The following is a 16,393-nucleotide window of genomic DNA, read 5'->3' as shown; positions in this document are numbered from 1 at the left end:
CAAATAAAACCATATATGAAAAAGTCTATACTCACCCTGCAGCAACGCAGGGAATTTTTAAAAACCTCGGCACTTCTTGCTGGCGGGACAATGTTAAGCACTATTCCATTGGTAGGCGCCTATGCATCGGGCTCTGATACCATAAAAATTGCTTTAATTGGTTGCGGCGATCGTGGTACAGGTGCGGCATTTCAGGCTTTAAGCACAAAATACAACATAAAATTAGTTGCAATGGCTGATGCTTTTCAAGATAGAATCGATAAAAGCTACGAAGCACTTTCAAGTAAATTTTCTACCAAAATGGATGTGCCTAAAGAACGTCAGTTCGTAGGCTTCGATGCTTATAAACAAGCAATTCCGCTTGCAGATGTAGTTTTATTGGTTACGCCTCCAGGTTTCAGACCTATACATTTTGAAGAAGCTGTTAAACAGAATAAACAGATTTTTATGGAGAAACCTGTTGCTGTTGATGCGCCTGGAATTAGAAAAGTATTGGCTGCTGCAGAAGAAGCTAAAAAGAAAAAATTAAACGTTGTTGTAGGTTTGCAACGAAGATATCAAACCAACTATCGCGAAGCGATGAAACGCATTAACGATGGTGCCATCGGCGATATTATGTCGGGTCAGGTATATTGGAACAGCGGTGGCGTTTGGGTAAATCCTCGTAAAACTGGTCAAACAGAAATGGAATATCAAATGCGAAACTGGTATTATTTTAACTGGTTATGTGGCGATCATATCGTAGAGCAACACGTTCACAACATCGATATTTCCAACTGGATTAAAAATGCACATCCAGTTTCTGTTCAGGGCACAGGCAGCAGAGCCTGGAGAACGGGGAAAGATTATGGCGAGATTTACGATAATCACTCTATCGAACTCACTTATGCTGATGGTGCAGTAATCCACAGTCAATGCCGTCACTTCGAGGGCATAAGTAACCGTGTTGACGAATCGTTTATGGGTACAAAAGGCAAAATTTATTTATCTGGCAGCAACCAGGCCGTTATGAAAGATTACAGCGGCAAAGAACTATACAATCACAATACAAAAGGAAATGCAAATCCTTATCAAACCGAACATGATGAACTTTTTGAAGCCATTTCTAAAGGTGAATATAAGTTTAACAATGTAGAATACGCTGCAACCAGTACCTTTACTTCTATTATTGGCCGCTATGCAACCTATTCTGGTGAAACCATAAAATGGGATGAAGCTTTAGCAGCAGATAATAGCTTATTCCCCGAAAAACTTGCCTGGGATGCAATGCCTAAATTATTGCCCGATGCAAACGGCTTATATCCATACGCAATGCCTGGAAAAACTAAGGTGATATAATGCGCTTACTCCTATTTTTTATTTGTCTGCTCACTTTAACATCGTTTTCCATTTCGAAAGAAATCAGGAAATATGAGTTAGCAGGACAAGCACAGGGCACGGATTACACCATAACATACTTTGCAACCGATAGTTTGGTTAGCAAAACAGACATCGATAATCTATTAAATAAAATAGATTTATCGATGTCTCTTTACAAGAAAAATTCATTAATTAACCAGTTTAACAATGCGAATAAATCAATCAAAACCGATAAGTTTATTCGTGATGTTTTAAAACGAAGTTTTGAAATAAATACCGATACAAAAGGATTATTCGATATTACGGTTGCACCTTTAGTTCAGGCATGGGGTTTCGGGCCAAAAGAAACCCGAAAAGAGCCAGATAGCACAACAATTAGAAGCATATTGAAATGTGTTGGCATGCAAAATCTTTTTTTTAAAAGCGATATGCTTCTTAAATCAAAATCTTGCATAAATATCGATTTAAACGGTATCGCACAAGGTTACAGTGTAGATTTAATTGCCAGATATTTAGAGCAAAAGGGCTTAAAACAATATGTTGCCGAACTCGGTGGCGAAATCAGAGTATCTGGACCAAAGCCAAATGGCGAATCGATAAAAATTGGTATCGAGGGACCAGGAGACAACGGTACACCAACCATCAGACACATTGCAGCAATAAACAGTGGTGCAATAACAACGTCAGGTAATTATCGTAAATTTCACCAAAGTGGCCTAAAAACCATATCACATTTAATCAATCCGAAAACGGGTTATCCATTAAACAACGAAATGATCAGTGTTACTGTTTATGCTAATGATGCCATTACTGCCGATGGATATGATAATAGTTTAATGTCGATGCATATTAACGAAGCCATTAATTTTGTTGAAAAACGAAAAAACCTGGAAGCATATTTTGTTTATAAGAATCAACAAGGGAAAATTGTTGATACCTTGACCTCAGGTTTCAAAAAATTAATTATTCCCGAAAATCAGTTTAAAAACCAAACAGATGAAAAGAAGTGAATTCATTAAAAGTACTTTGCTAACTGCAGGTGCAATAACTACATCAGGCGGCTTATCAAGCGCACTGGCTTCAGAAAACAACAATCTCTTAGCAGGTGATAAAACTTTCAACATGGATTATGCCCCTCATCAGGGTATGTTCGAAAACCATGGCGGTAAAAGCTTTTTAGATCAGATTCAGTTTATGTATGATAAAGGCTTTCGCTCGATCGAAGATAACGGCTACTTAAACAGGCCAGTAGATGAACAAGAAAAAATTGGAAGTTTACTTACGAAACTCGGAATGAGAATGGGCGTTTTTGTTGTAGATGGTGGCGATAATTGGAAAACTTCACTTACAACAGGTAAAAAGGAATTTAAAGATAAATTTATCGAAACCTGCAAAAAATCAGTTGAAGCTGCAAAACGCTGTAACGCAAAATGGCTGACCGTTGTACCTGGCTTTTACGAACGTAAATTACCTTATGGAAACCAGTTTGCCAACGTTATTGATGCCATGCGTGCAGGAGCTGAAATTTTAGAACCACACGGACTAATTATGGTATTAGAAACCTTAAGTGATACACCCGAACTTTTCTTACAGAAAACAAACGAAACTTATGCTGTCTGTAAAGCCGTTCAAAGTCCATCGTGTAAAATACTTTACGATATTTACCACATGCAACGTACTGAAGGCGATTTAATTAAAACGATGGAACGTTGCTGGGATGAAATTGCATATATCCAAATTGGTGATAACCCAGGCAGAAAAGAACCAGGAACAGGCGAAATAAACTATAAAAATCTTTTTAAATGGTTACACACCAAAGGTTACAAAGGCGTAATGGGTATGGAACATGGAAATTCGCAAAGCGGAAAAGATGGCGAACTTGCCGTAATTAAAGCATATCGAGAAGCGGATAACTTTTTAACTTAGAGAGAGGTGTCAAATTTTAAAATCTGTTATGCTGAGCTTGTGGAAAGCCTATTTTGGCACTTCGACAAGCTCAGCATAATAAAATGAATTTGTAAATTATGCTCGAACAGCCTCATTTTCCGATCTAACTATAGAAAAAAATCAACTACTCCCCTTTCAACACCCAAACCGAAACACTCCCAGCATTACAATGAAACTCAGCCCAGCCATTCTCATCAATAACAAGTTCCCCTTCTCTATTACCTAATGCATCAATAAAGGTTTTGCCAGCAAATTTCTTACCTATTTCCATTTCCTTATATCCTTCTTCACCAGTACTCATTAAAACCGCTAAACCACTATTTTCATGCTCATCATCCCCTTCGCGTGTCCACCCCACACAATTACCATGATCAAAGTGCTCACGTTGTAAACCATAAGCAAGGCTGGCTCTAATTTTACTCATTGTTATAACATCAGGAATTATTGCCAAATCGATGTGTACATCTTCTCCAGCTTCATTCTTATCATCATAAATTCCACCATAAATATCGGGGAAGAATAAACAAGGAATTCCCTGCTCACGCAAAAGAATCATCGCGTAAGCAAGTGGTCTAAACCAAAACTCAACATACGATTCTAAAGCCTGCAAAGGTTGAGAATCATGATTATCGACAAAAGTTACAGCCAGTTCAGGATTTATCTGTACCAGCGTTTTATCGAAAATGGTTCTCATATCAAACTCACTATCATCCTGGCTTGCCAGATAAAAATTATGGTGCAACAAGGAATCAAAAATCTGTGTTCTTCCATCGGTAATTTGAATATATTCAAGCTGCCCCTCAATATCTACCACATTCCAATCCTCGGCCACCACAAAAAATTTGCGGTTATATTTCGTATTTAAATGATCAAGCCACTCAATAATAAAATCTGGATTAATATGTTTAACGGCATCCAACCGAAAACCATCAACTTTTGTGGTTTCAACTACCCACTCTCCCCAGTATTTCAACTCATCAATTACAGCCTTATTTCTATAATCAATATCGTTAAACATCAAATAATCGTAATTGCCAAGTTCGGTAGATGGTACCTTCTCAAAACCTTCACCCAAATAATTTTGAATAGAATAGATAGCAGTTTGCTTTAAATCTTCAGCCCAATCTACCCCACTAAAACACATGTGATCCCAAATAAATTCAGAATATTTCCCCTGTCTTCCAGGAAAAGTAAACTTCGTCCAGGCTTCAATTTCGAATACATCACTGGTAAATTCTTCCCTATTATCTGGATTTACAGTTCTAACCTTAATCTTTTCCAATTCATCACCACCAGCCTTGTGGTTAAAAACAATATCAGCAAGCGCACTAATTCCATTATCATGCAAGGCATCAATAGCATTAATGTACTCATCTTTATGGCCATACCTGGTGTTAACTGCACCTTTCTGGTCAAATTCGCCTAAATCAAACAAATCGTAAACGGCATAACCAACATCGTAAGCAGCATTGTTCGATTTATAAGCTGGCGGTAACCAAGCCATTGTAACCCCAATTTCCTTTAAATGAGCAGCCTCTGCCGCTACTTTAGTCCACAAATTTTGTTCTTCGTTATAATACCAATGGAAAAATTGGATGATGGTTTGATTCTGCATTAATTTATTTTTTATGCTAAGATAACATGATACCCATGCAATTGTTTTTTCAAAATGTAAGCCTTGAGTAAATAGATTTTAAAAAATATTAGCAAATTTAAGCCACATAATATTCGGTAACATCAGCCCCGCTTTCGCTTATAGTCCTCGCTTCGCTGTGGGCTACTCCGCTCAATCGGGTTTATTTAGCATAAGCCTGTGCTTTAAGCCTTTCTAAATCTTAATTTAATACCATTATAACCCACATTTTATTTACTTTTGCGCTCTATTATGAGTTTGAAAAAGAAATTTGCCAGAGAGAGTTTTACGATAATGAACGAATTGGTATTACCAAATGATACCAACACATTAAATAATTTGATGGGAGGTCGTTTACTCCACTGGATGGATATTGCAGCAGCAATTTCAGCTCAAAAACACTGTAACCGCATTGTTGTTACCGCATCAGTTGATAATGTTTCATTTAAACACCCTATAAAACTTGGCGACGTAATCACAATCGAAGCTAAAGTAACTCGTGCTTTTAATACCTCGGTAGAAGTACGTTTAGATGTTTGGGCCGAAAATATTCCAAGTGGTGCCCGCCAAAAAAGTAACGAAGCTTATTACACTTTCGTAGCCGTCGATCAAAGCGCACGCACCATTCCTGTACCTGAATTAGTTCCCGAAACAGAAGAAGAAACCGAGCTTTTTGATGGTGCACTGCGCCGCAGGCAGTTACGTTTAGTTTTAGGTGGCAAAATGAGTCCAGATGATGCAAGCGAGCTTAAAGCCTTGTTCTTTAAACCGTAACTTTTACATAAAACTTCTTGTTGCTTAATATGTTTGTTTTATTTTAGCGGCTTACCATACGCTGTAAATATGACAACATATACCATACTTATTATTTTAAGCGGATTAGTAATATTCTCCTATCTGTTTGATTTAGTGGCCAGTAAAACTAAAATACCATCGGTATTACTTTTACTGCTGCTTGGGATAGGCCTTCGTTTTTTGGTTGATTACCTAAAAATTCAAACCTTCAACTTTTTATCCATATTACCGACACTGGGTACGGTTGGTTTAATTTTAATAGTTTTCGAAGGCTCTTTAGAACTTAAATACGAACGCGAGAAGAACAAAGTTATCAAGACGGCATTTCTGTCAGCGTTAACCATTTTGCTCGGAACCATAACGATAATTACCCTAATTATATATCAGATTACGCACAAGGATTTATATACCTGTATAGCAAATGCCATACCTTTTAGTGTAATCAGTTCTGCAATTGCCATTCCATCGGCCGCAGCTTTAGGCAAACAGGATAGAGAATTTGTAATTTACGAATCCTCCTTTTCTGATATTCTGGCTATTATTATTTTCAATTTTGCCATTGCGAATCATTCTATTACCACATCAGCATTTATCGGTTTGGGTTTAAGCACTTTTCTTATTATTCTGCTTTCGGCTATTGCCTGTGTGGTTTTGCTTTATATAATGGGGCGGTTAGTACATCACATTAAGTTCTTCTTAATTATTTCCATATTGATTTTAGTTTACGCAATCGGCCAGTCTTACCACCTATCCTCTTTAGTTTTAATTTTAAGCACTGGTTTATTTTTAAACAATGCAGATACGATTCAGAATGCCTGGTTTAGAGGCGTATTTATATACAAGAACTTAACAGCCGATTTGTCTCAGCTTTATCAATTATCAGCAGAAAGTGCTTTTATTTTAAGAACCTTTTTCTTTGTTATTTTTGGCTTTACCATGAATTTAAATGAGCTGAACGACAAGCCTGTTCTAGCCAATGGCTTTTTTATATTAGTTACCATCTACGCCATGCGTTTTGTTTTCCTTAGATTCTTTAAAAATGGTACAATTACACCTATTCTGTACATTGCACCGCGTGGATTAATTAGTATATTACTTTACTTTAATCTACCTGCATCGCTTAAAATACCCGAAGTTGGTCCATCATTCCTATTCCTGGTCGTATTAGGAACTAGTATTATAATGACTTTAGGAATAACCCTCACCGAAAGTAAAAAAGAGGAAATACCATTAATTTAAATGATTTGAAATTTTCAAATAAGTAGAAATGAGAGCAATTAGCTCCCCATTTCTAAAATCTTATCAAACTCTTCGGCTTTTAAAGACATAACCGATAAACGGCCCTGGCGAACCAATGAAATATCTTTAAGGCTTTCTTCTGCTTTTATTTGCTCTAGAGATACAGGGTTTTTAAGCGATTCTACTGGTGCTAAATCTACAACTACCCAGTTTTTATCATCTGTAGTAGGGTCTTGATAAGATTCTTTAACAACCTTAGCCACACCAACCACATTCTTACCTTCGTTACTGTGGTAAAAAAGAACTAAATCTCCTTCACGCATATCACGGAGATTGTTACGGGCCTGATAATTACGAACACCATCCCAAAAAGTACGACCGTCTTCATTAAATTTCTCCCAGCTATATTTAAAAGGTTCCGATTTGACTAGCCAATATTTTGTTTTTTCCATGTTTAAAGTAGTTTAAAAGGGGGGTTTTTATTCGATCGTTGACAAAACCGTTGACAAAAACGCTAACAATCCCGTTCACATCTCCCCAAGGCGTACGATTTAAACCTTAGAAATTTATAGGAATATGAAAGCAAGTAATGCCAAACCACAGTCCGAAAATCATTTCATAAAGGAATGGAATGGAACCGAGTTCAATCTGTCGATCCCGGCAAAAATAACACATTCCAACAAACCTTTTATATATTTTTATTGGCCGAATTCAGACAATTATGCCACCATAGAAAGGGCAAGGAAAGGTGGCATCGGCGGGGTAAAAGATACACGGATCTCTATTAAGAAAAAGGCGGTCGTTGTCAAGTGAAAAGGAGTAATTTTCATCGAGATTAAATGGTTTATCCTTTATTCTAAAACAACCTTAAGCTTATCGGTACTAAGCCTTGCCTTAAGCCATTTTGCCATCTTATTTTTATCCGAATCCGACATCGTCGCATTAAAAGTTGCTGTAAACTGAAGAGCGGTATCTCTTTTAAGGGTATCAGTATTAATGATAACTGTATTGGCTAAGCTATAACTCTTTATAGCTGGAAATAAACTCCTGAGTTCTTCACGTATGTCGGGAATGCTTTTCTCATTCTTGTTCGAAGACACAACCTTTTTAGCGAGCGAATCGCGGTTGAATACATCCTCCATAATACTGGCTTTGATCTGTGAAAAGTCGACATTTGCCCTGGCATCCAGTCCCTGGCGAATAATGAGTTCTGTACCTTTAAGTTTATAGGTGGATAATTTAGAACGGATGCTGTCAACAGTTGATTTTGGCAGTTCCGAACCAATTAAAAGTAAATCAATTTCCTTTGAATTCCTGGAATACTTAAAACTTTTATTTACTACCTGGGTATTGCTGAAATTAAACTCCTCCCGAATAAATCGCTGTGCGCTGTTTTCAAAGATACTTTTTTGTACTATTCCATAAGCGAGATAAATGCTCGGCAGAACGGTTACCAAAACGGTGATAAGAATATATCTCGACACCTTTTTCTCCGTATTTCTGTCCTCAAAATACTTTTTATTGAATTTCAGAAAACGGACGATCAGGTAGGTGGAAATGCAAATGAACAAGCTGTTAATGAAAAAGAGATAAATTGCCCCAGCGAAGAAAAGCAGGTTGCCCGAGGCAAGCCCAAATCCAGCGGTACAAAGCGGCGGCATCAGAGCTGTTGCGATGGCTACCCCAGGGATGACATTGCTTTTTTCTTTTCTTGTCACCGCTATTGCTCCAGCCAGGCCACCAACAAAGGCGATGAATACATCCCATATAGAAGGCGTTGTCCTGGCCAGCAGTTCACTCTGCGCATCATGCAATGGCGTGATGTAAAAGTAAAGTGTTGAGGTAGCGATACTGATAAGTGTCGCAATCAGCAGGTTTCTTCCGCCCTGTCTTACCAGTGCAAGGTCGTTGGTTCCAATACCCAACCCAATCCCGATGATTGGCCCCATGAGCGGGGAGATGAGCATTGCCCCTATAATTACGGCAGTCGAGTTCACATTCAGACCTATCGATGCGATAAATATCGCAAAAATAAGCGTCCATAAGCTTGGACCGACAAAAACCGTATTGGCCTTTATTGCCGTAACTACCTCTTCTTCATTGGCCTTATCGAGGTGCAGGTTGAACCTGCGCTGAAAAAATAATCTAATATAAGCGCCCAGTCCTGATTCGTGTTCTTTCATAAAACTATTTTTTTAATCCAATTTGATTCTTTGCAGTTCCTCTTAATACCAAGGTTCCCAATATGCCAGCCAGCACAGAGGCAATCAGTACCCCATACTTAGCCTGTTCAACATATTGTGGATTTGAAAAGGCAAGGCCGCTAATAAAAAGCGACATGGTAAAGCCTATTCCGGCAAGCAGCGCAACCCCAATCATGTGTTTAAAACGACTGACAGGGGCTATTATTTTTTCTATTGGGCTTTTCGGTAAAGGATTCATTACATGAACTTTTTATAATATTACAAATTGCTAAAATACCGTTTTAGTCTGATTATAGTATCTTAAAGGATTTAACTTATCAATTGTTAGTTTCATTCAATCGGTCTAAATCTTTGCTGTCGATATTTCCACGATAAATTTCTTTAAGATTAAAATTAATAAACAACTTTATTTTGACCGACTTTGACTCCGATGTAAAGAATCGAAACTTAAAAAGCTTCAGCGAAGGTTTCATACAAATGGAATCACTGGGTGTCGAAATTGACTGTGCCAATAATGAAAAGATTTAATCAGGCATTTTGTTAGTGTTCCAGGGACATTATATTAAACTGTCTCAAACACCCCTTCAAAATGTCCTTTTATAACCGCGTAAATGTTATACATCCAGCTTAGATTTGATTAACAACCAGAACAAAAATATGAAAACCAACATACTCACCACTACCCTATTTCTGATCACATGCATAATGGGCGCAAAAGCCCAGATCACCTCCGCCGAGATCGTAAAGGAATGGCAAAGATCGAAAGCCTATACCAAAGAATATTTAGAGGCTATGCCAGAAGCCGGCTATAGCCTAAAACCAACTCCTGAGATGCGTACATTCGCCCAGCAGATGCTACATCTAGCTGACGCAAACTATGGTCTTGGCGCATTGGCCATTGGAACCAAAGCCCCATCTGCCCCGGGCGAACTTGAAAAGTCCTCAGACCATTCCAAGGCAAATGTCATCAAGATCGTTATGGCCAGTTATGACTTTGTAATCAGTGGAGCCGGAAAGATGACTACTGCCCAATTGAATGAAAAGATAAAACTTTTTGACAAGTTCGAGATGAACAGGCAGACTGCGCTTGAAAAGGTAATGGAACATCAGGCCCACCACAGGGGACAGACCACCGTGTACCTTAGGCTGGCAAAAGTAACCCCTCCACAAGAACAATTGTTCTAGCAAAATCTATGAAATTACTGCTTACTTCCGCTGGGATCAGTAACCAACCTGAATATTTATCTCCGTTCCCCAATTTGTTGCCGCCACATCGAATAATACAATCCACGTCTAGCAAGAAGAGATTCGTGCGAACCTACCTCAGATATCTTCCCCTTTTCGAGTACATATATAGTGTCCGCATGCATAATGGTCGAAAGCCTATGTGCAATCAAAATGGTCATTTGCTCCCGTCTATCAGATATATTACGGATCGTCTTGGAAATCTCCTCTTCAGTAATGGAATCAAGTGCAGAAGTTGCCTCGTCAAATATCAAAAGCCGGGGATTTCTGAGCAATGCCCTTGCTATGGAAATCCGCTGTTTTTCACCACCTGAAAGCTTCATCCCGTTCTCTCCCAAAACCGTATTAATGCCATTCGCGGCTTTAGCAATCAGGTTTGTGGCAGATGCTTTCTGGAGTGCCGTAATAATGTCCTCATCACTAGCGGCTGGATTTACAAATAACATATTATCTTTGATAGATCCGGCATAAAGCTGGGTTTCCTGAGTGACAAAGCCGATTTGTCGACGAAGCGGATTATAGCGTACTTTTCTGGATGAAATTCCATTAAACGAAATCTCACCTTCGTTTGGAGCATATAGCCCCACCAACAATTTAACTAAGGTTGATTTTCCCGAACCAGATGGACCGACAAATGCCGCAGTTTGCCCATTACTAATAGAGAAGGATAGATCATCTATCGCATTATATGAGGCTGTTTTGTGGCGAAAAACTACTTTGCTAAATTCTAAGGTTTCCAAGCTGGCCACCTCGACAGAATTCTCTGGACGGGTTTCGACGGGCTTTTTCATTAGCGTATCGAAAGTGTTAAGTGAGGTATCTGCCTCCCTGTACAGAATGATCATATTGCCCAGATCCTGCAAGGGCGTAAATATAGCGCTTGATATAAACTGCATGGCTATCAGCTCACCAGTACTGAGAATATTCCTGAATATCAGCCACAACAAAATAAAGAGCACCGATTGCTTAAGCAAAATCAAAAGTCCCCCCTGCAAAAAAGAGAGCGTGCTCACTTTTTTGGCCTTCAGCATTTCCAGATCAAAAATCCGTTTAGTCTGCTCATTGAGCCTTCGGATTTCCGCAAAGGTGAGGCCAAGACTTTTAACCAGTTCAATATTACGTAGGCTTTCGGTAATAATTCCTGCCTGATTATCGGCCTGTCTGTTAATTGACCTTTGAATAAACTTTATTTTCTTGGATACCAGGCCAGTAAGCGATCCCAAGACAAGCACACCGATAAAGAAAACCGGTACCAGTAGCCAATTTTTGTTGATGCTGTACCATAAAAGAAAAGCGATCCCAACAAGGGAGGAGAAGAGAATATTGATAAAAGCGTTAATAAAACGCTCCGCATCAGTTTTTACTTTTTGAAGCACAGAAAGCGTTGCTCCACTCCTATTTTCCTCAAACTCCTGAAAGGTCAACCTTAGGGTCTGTTTCAATCCGTCGTTGAAAATGTTCATGCCAAAGCTGGCAACGGCTCTGCGGGTAAGAAATTCCTGAACCGATTTGCACATTCTGGAGAGTAAGGCAATTCCCAAGGCAATCAACAGCCAATATATAACCTGCGAAACGAGCGCTCGCTGACTCAGCCCATATTTATTAGTAGAATAATCGTCTATAATCTTTCCAAAAATAACAGGATCGAGCAAACTTAAAAGCTGCGCAGTTGCGGCGAGGACAAGGGATAAAATAATCAACCATTTATGCGGGAGAAGATATTTAACAAGTATTTTCATGTTTTAAAAAAAACTATTTCTTAATCAACGCCTAAAACGCTTAATGGTTTGGGTCCTTTTTTAAGATAAAGCCATTACCTCTTTAAACTTTGTCAGACCAATATCGACTCCGCCTCTAATCTTTTGATAAAAAAAATGGATCGTCGAGTGGTGTCAGGAGATTGCTGCTAGCAATTGTAAAAAATACGATTTCGGATTTGAATGTGGATGGCTTCACACTCACATCTTGATTCTGTATCATTAACCCATCTATATTTTCCAAAAACTAAATTTATACATTTACAGATATGATGATAAATACAATATATTTAAGGAACGACACGTTAAGCATTGTTTTTGTAGGATAGGGATTCAGTAAAATCCTAAATCTTGTATTCATAAGCTATAATCCGTTCCTTAGCTATCTTTATAATTTATACGATGCGTAAGAAAGTCGATCATATCCCTGTTAACACGCTGCCTGAAGAAAGCAGCCGAGGAATCATGTTGTTGCGGGAAACATTTAACGGATCACCCAATTCCGAACAAGTAGAACGGTCTCACCGGGATGGCGGCTATACGTTCATTATCCAGGAAAAAGGAAGAACCATCATCGAAATTGATTTCCAGACTCATTATATCCAGGCGCCTGCTATTACTTTTATTCATCCTCATCAGGTGCACAGGGTTTTGGCATTCGAAGATGCTATGATTACTACATGGATAATAACAGAAGAAAACCTCCTCCAGGAGTATTTAAGGCTGCTGGAAAGTATTGCGCCCGTGAACGTATTGCCAGTTAATCTGGAAAAAATTGCTGTCCTCACGGAAACTGCAACATTATGCATGACACTGTCTGAAAAGAAAACTGAAGTACTTTACCATTCTATTTTAAAGGAAAGTATTAATACGTTGGTTGCATTGATCCTCTCACAATACCTCGCATTATCTAAATCAGCTGAGCATCATACCCGATCTGAGGATATTACAAAGGAGTTTAAAACCTTATTGGAAAATCATTATAATTCAACTAAAAATCCATCTGAATATGCCTCCCGATTAAATATATCGCCTTCATATTTGAATGAATGCGTTAAGGCAACTACCGGAAAGTCCGTTTCCTCCCACATTCATCAGCGCGTGATATTGGAAGCTAAGCGCTTGCTTTATCATTCAGGAAAATCTGTAAAAGAGATATCTGGTGAATTAGGCTACGATGATTATTCCTATTTTACACGGCTGTTCACTAAGGTGGTTGGCATAGCACCAATTACTTTTCGCGACAAAAACCGCGAATAGTCCTACATTTCCAGGCTCTTGTCATTGTATGCAGTTAATTTCGAGCGTTTCTTTGTGATTATAAAAATACACAATGGAAAAGATACAAATACCAGAGCTATTGGTTCATAAAAATATTGCTATAATAGGTGGTGGCCCAGGTGGCCTTACACTTGCCAGGCTTTTGCAGCTTAAAGGAATACAAGTTAAAGTTTATGAACGAGACCACAGCCAGGCAGCACGTGTGCAAGGCGCAATTGTTGACTTGCATTTTGAATCTGGCCTGAAAGCAATGGAAGCGACTGGGCTGATGGAGGCTTTCAAAGCGAACTACATGCCGGATGCAGATAAATATCGCATACTAGATCCGCAGGGAAATATTTTGTTAGATGAAGGGAACCAGTCAGGCAAGTCACAATTTGGTAATCCACAATTCAGGCCTGAGATAGACAGAGGTGCACTGAGAGATCTGTTGATAGACGGGTTGCTGCCGCATACCATAGTATGGGACAGCCAATTCGTCAGTATGAAAGAAGTGGACAAAAGGTGGGAAATGCAATTTAAGAATGGAATTACCGCTGTGGCAGATATAGTTATCGGATCAGACGGTTACCGCTCCCTGATTCGCCCTTATCTTACTGACGTTAAAGCAATATATTCGGGTGCTACAATTATCCAGGGCGAAATAGAACAACCAGAAACAGCTTGCCCGGAATTTTACCAGTTAGTTAATCAGGCGAACCTGATGGCGATGGGGAACGGAGCTACCTTAGCTGTACAACCGCGTGGCGATGGCGGCTTGACGTTTTATGCTGCCTCAATGTACCCGGAAAACTGGATAAAGGATAGTGGGATTGATTTTAATAATACAAAAAAAGTTCAAGACTACCTTATCGATCATTACAACAATTGGAACCCTGTTTTTTTCAGCTTATTTGAAGCTTGCCAACACTTTGTTCCCCGGCCACTGAATTATTTTCCTCTGGAAAATAGGTGGGAGACCAAAGCTAACATTACGCTTATTGGTGATGCCGCACACCTGATGCCACCCAATGGTGAGGGTGTTAATTTGGCTATGCTTGATGCCTTAAACCTATCAACTTGTTTGACTAATACAGACTTTACAAACCTTAATGACGCCATTGCAGCTTATGAAATGATCATGTTTGAAAGGGCAGCGCCATTGTGTAAAGAAACCATTGAAGGTATAAGTGACTTTGCAGCGCCGACGGAAGAATCCATACAGGACTTAATTAAAATGCTTAGCTAAAATTTCAAAAGTTTGATTTTCAGAATCATCTTTGCCCAAAGTGGATAAACCGCAAGTGGATGCCCCCCATCTCGCCTAAACTAAAATTTTTATTAAATCATTAATTATCTTGCAATTATAAATTTGGGATATGGGGTCCAATAGATTGGATTATCCAGCTAATTGGAAATTCCGAAAAATAGATATGAAAACCTCAGCAAACAGTATAAAAGCAATTGGCAAAAAATTTTGAGTGACAAAACCGTTGAAGAAATTGACATAAGTCAATCCCGCCGCAAAAAGTTGGCAAAGTTATGACTTGACAAACCAATGATTCATCTGAAGTAATTTAAGCCACCAATTAAGGTTTTAACTCGGCTTTGGAAAACGTTAAATAGAGTATTTAATGAGAAACTATTAATCTCAATAGATTTATGCACACTTACAGCCTCTTACCATCTTAATACCTGCTTTACCTGATAGAATACCGACACTTATTTACCATTGAGCTTTTTAATCAAATCCGTTTCATCTTTACGATATGGCGTTCCATCCTGATTAAAAATTTCATGAAACCATTCTATTGGCTCACTACCATCTGCCAATGGCGTATCCCAGGCATATTTTGTATTGGTTTTACCCGCAACAAAGCCCCAGTTTATCGCACCAACATTTTCCTTTTTAAGTAAGGGCATAATGTTCGAGAAACGACTATTACGGGTGCGGGCCATGTATTCTGTACAAATCAGCGGCCTACCACTCGCTTTTAGCAAATCAATTGTACGCTGATGCCAATCAGGTGCTTCATAATTATGATAGGTAACAATATCTGAATTGGCAAGTTGCAATTTGTTCAGTTTTTCGAAACCCCAACTCCATAAACCGATGCTAATAGGCTGGCTTGGATTAACGGCTCTGGCCCATTCTATTGTTTTAGTTAACAATGGAATAGAACTTTCTAATTTCCCGCTATTGCCTGGTTCATTATACAAATCCCAGAGAAGCACTCTTTTATCATTTGCAAAACGTGTTAATACCGCTTTTACGTAAACTTCAAGTTCAGGAAAATTAGCTTCTTCTTTGAAAGCAGGATCACCAGGATCCTGCAGCCAACCCGAGTTATGAATACCTGTTTTGGGTGCTGGCTGCTTCCCTATTTCTGATGTTTTATTCCAGCAATCATCAAAGAATACAAACATTGGCTTAATTTGATGTTTATCTGCAATAGCCAAAAACTGATCTACCCTTTTCAAAAATCCTTGAGGATCTTGTTTATAAGCCTTACTATATAAAAAGACCCGTAAAGTGTTAAAGCCAATGTCATTTGCCCAACCCAATTCCTTATCAATTAAATCAGGGCTAAAAGTATCTGCCTGCCACATTTCCAACTGGTTAATTGCGTTTGCAGGAATATAATTTGCGCCTGTTAGCCAACGATTATTTTTATACCATTCATTCGCTTTTTCTACAGACCAAACCTGACCTGGTAATTTTTTATCTTTTTGAGCAAAAACACTGCTTACCAATAGACTAAGGCAAAATGCTGTCGTTAAAAATTTCTTAATATTCATAAGATTTATTTTATGGATAGGGTAATATAGCAATATCGTAAAGTAATAATAATCGTGCTAATACCCAAAAAAAATGGCCACCTTTCGGGAGGGCACTGAAAAAGTCCCTTTAAGATTGGGTTAGAAAAAAGGAGTAGAAGTTAATAATTTCTGCT

14 protein-coding genes are annotated in these 16,393 nt (G+C 38.7%); 8 read left to right on the top strand and 6 right to left on the bottom strand.

Translation table 11 applies throughout. From position 1 onward, the window contains the following. The first annotated feature begins 15 nt into the window (after positions 1–15). Genes ABD692_RS17585 through ABD692_RS17575 form a run of 3 tightly spaced genes read left to right on the top strand, consistent with a single transcriptional unit; the run spans position 16 to position 3,285 of the window. Positions 16–1,338, top strand: coding sequence for a Gfo/Idh/MocA family protein (locus ABD692_RS17585; protein WP_344769069.1), 1,323 nt, complete (start codon positions 16–18; stop codon positions 1,336–1,338). Continuing rightward, positions 1,338–2,369 carry an FAD:protein FMN transferase gene (locus tag ABD692_RS17580; RefSeq protein WP_344769067.1) on the top strand — a complete coding sequence of 344 codons (1,032 nt, stop codon included), beginning with the start codon at positions 1,338–1,340 and terminating at the stop codon, positions 2,367–2,369. Before ABD692_RS17585 ends, ABD692_RS17580 begins: the two co-directional genes overlap by 1 nt. Next, positions 2,356–3,285: a hydroxypyruvate isomerase family protein gene (locus tag ABD692_RS17575; protein ID WP_316761198.1), complete on the top strand. Its 930-nt coding sequence runs from the start codon at positions 2,356–2,358 to the stop codon at positions 3,283–3,285. The genes ABD692_RS17580 and ABD692_RS17575 overlap by 14 nt, the downstream gene beginning before the upstream one ends. A gap of 145 nt (positions 3,286–3,430) precedes the next feature. Here ABD692_RS17575 and ABD692_RS17570 read toward each other — a convergent pair whose 3' ends face one another. Further along, the gene (locus ABD692_RS17570) at positions 3,431–4,921 is read right to left on the bottom strand and encodes an alpha-amylase (protein WP_344769064.1); all 1,491 of its coding nucleotides are present in this window, start codon (positions 4,919–4,921) and stop codon (positions 3,431–3,433) included. 270 nt (positions 4,922–5,191) lie between these two features. On the opposite strand from ABD692_RS17570, the gene ABD692_RS17565 reads away from it, so the two are divergent. Next, positions 5,192–5,713: an acyl-CoA thioesterase gene (locus tag ABD692_RS17565; protein WP_316761193.1), complete on the top strand. Its 522-nt coding sequence runs from the start codon at positions 5,192–5,194 to the stop codon at positions 5,711–5,713. A gap of 69 nt (positions 5,714–5,782) precedes the next feature. Continuing rightward, positions 5,783–6,973: a cation:proton antiporter gene (locus ABD692_RS17560; protein ID WP_344769062.1), complete on the top strand. Its 1,191-nt coding sequence runs from the start codon at positions 5,783–5,785 to the stop codon at positions 6,971–6,973. A 38-nt stretch (positions 6,974–7,011) separates the two neighbouring features. Here the strand turns inward: ABD692_RS17560 and ABD692_RS17555 are convergent, their stop codons facing one another. The 3 genes from ABD692_RS17555 to ABD692_RS17545 form a co-directional block, all read right to left on the bottom strand. Continuing rightward, a complete protein-coding gene (locus ABD692_RS17555) occupies positions 7,012–7,425 on the bottom strand; it encodes an EVE domain-containing protein (RefSeq protein WP_344769060.1) in 414 nt (137 codons plus the stop codon). Between the two features lie 399 nt (positions 7,426–7,824). Further along, a complete protein-coding gene (locus ABD692_RS17550; protein ID WP_344769058.1) occupies positions 7,825–9,156 on the bottom strand; it encodes a DUF389 domain-containing protein in 1,332 nt (443 codons plus the stop codon). A gap of 4 nt (positions 9,157–9,160) precedes the next feature. Further along, positions 9,161–9,415 carry a Na+/H+ antiporter NhaA gene (locus ABD692_RS17545; protein WP_344769056.1) on the bottom strand — a complete coding sequence of 85 codons (255 nt, stop codon included), beginning with the start codon at positions 9,413–9,415 and terminating at the stop codon, positions 9,161–9,163. A 419-nt stretch (positions 9,416–9,834) separates the two neighbouring features. On the opposite strand from ABD692_RS17545, the gene ABD692_RS17540 reads away from it, so the two are divergent. Further along, positions 9,835–10,362, top strand: coding sequence for a DinB family protein (locus ABD692_RS17540; protein WP_344769054.1), 528 nt, complete (start codon positions 9,835–9,837; stop codon positions 10,360–10,362). 56 nt (positions 10,363–10,418) lie between these two features. On the opposite strand, the gene ABD692_RS17535 is transcribed toward ABD692_RS17540, so the two are convergent. Next, positions 10,419–12,161 carry an ABC transporter ATP-binding protein gene (locus ABD692_RS17535; protein WP_344769052.1) on the bottom strand — a complete coding sequence of 581 codons (1,743 nt, stop codon included), beginning with the start codon at positions 12,159–12,161 and terminating at the stop codon, positions 10,419–10,421. 420 nt (positions 12,162–12,581) lie between these two features. On the opposite strand from ABD692_RS17535, the gene ABD692_RS17530 reads away from it, so the two are divergent. Beyond that, positions 12,582–13,439: an AraC family transcriptional regulator gene (locus tag ABD692_RS17530; RefSeq protein ID WP_344769050.1), complete on the top strand. Its 858-nt coding sequence runs from the start codon at positions 12,582–12,584 to the stop codon at positions 13,437–13,439. Between the two features lie 73 nt (positions 13,440–13,512). Continuing rightward, positions 13,513–14,688: an FAD-dependent oxidoreductase gene (locus ABD692_RS17525; protein WP_344769048.1), complete on the top strand. Its 1,176-nt coding sequence runs from the start codon at positions 13,513–13,515 to the stop codon at positions 14,686–14,688. 473 nt (positions 14,689–15,161) lie between these two features. On the opposite strand, the gene ABD692_RS17520 is transcribed toward ABD692_RS17525, so the two are convergent. Further along, positions 15,162–16,238 carry a cellulase family glycosylhydrolase gene (locus ABD692_RS17520; RefSeq protein ID WP_344769046.1) on the bottom strand — a complete coding sequence of 359 codons (1,077 nt, stop codon included), beginning with the start codon at positions 16,236–16,238 and terminating at the stop codon, positions 15,162–15,164. Positions 16,239–16,393: the final 155 nt, after the last annotated feature.

Source organism: Pedobacter ginsengiterrae (genome assembly GCF_039537385.1).
Taxonomy (GTDB): Bacteria; Bacteroidota; Bacteroidia; order Sphingobacteriales; family Sphingobacteriaceae; genus Pedobacter; species Pedobacter ginsengiterrae.
Note: the sequence above shows the minus strand (reverse complement) of the source record. Positions and strands in the feature narration are given on the sequence as shown.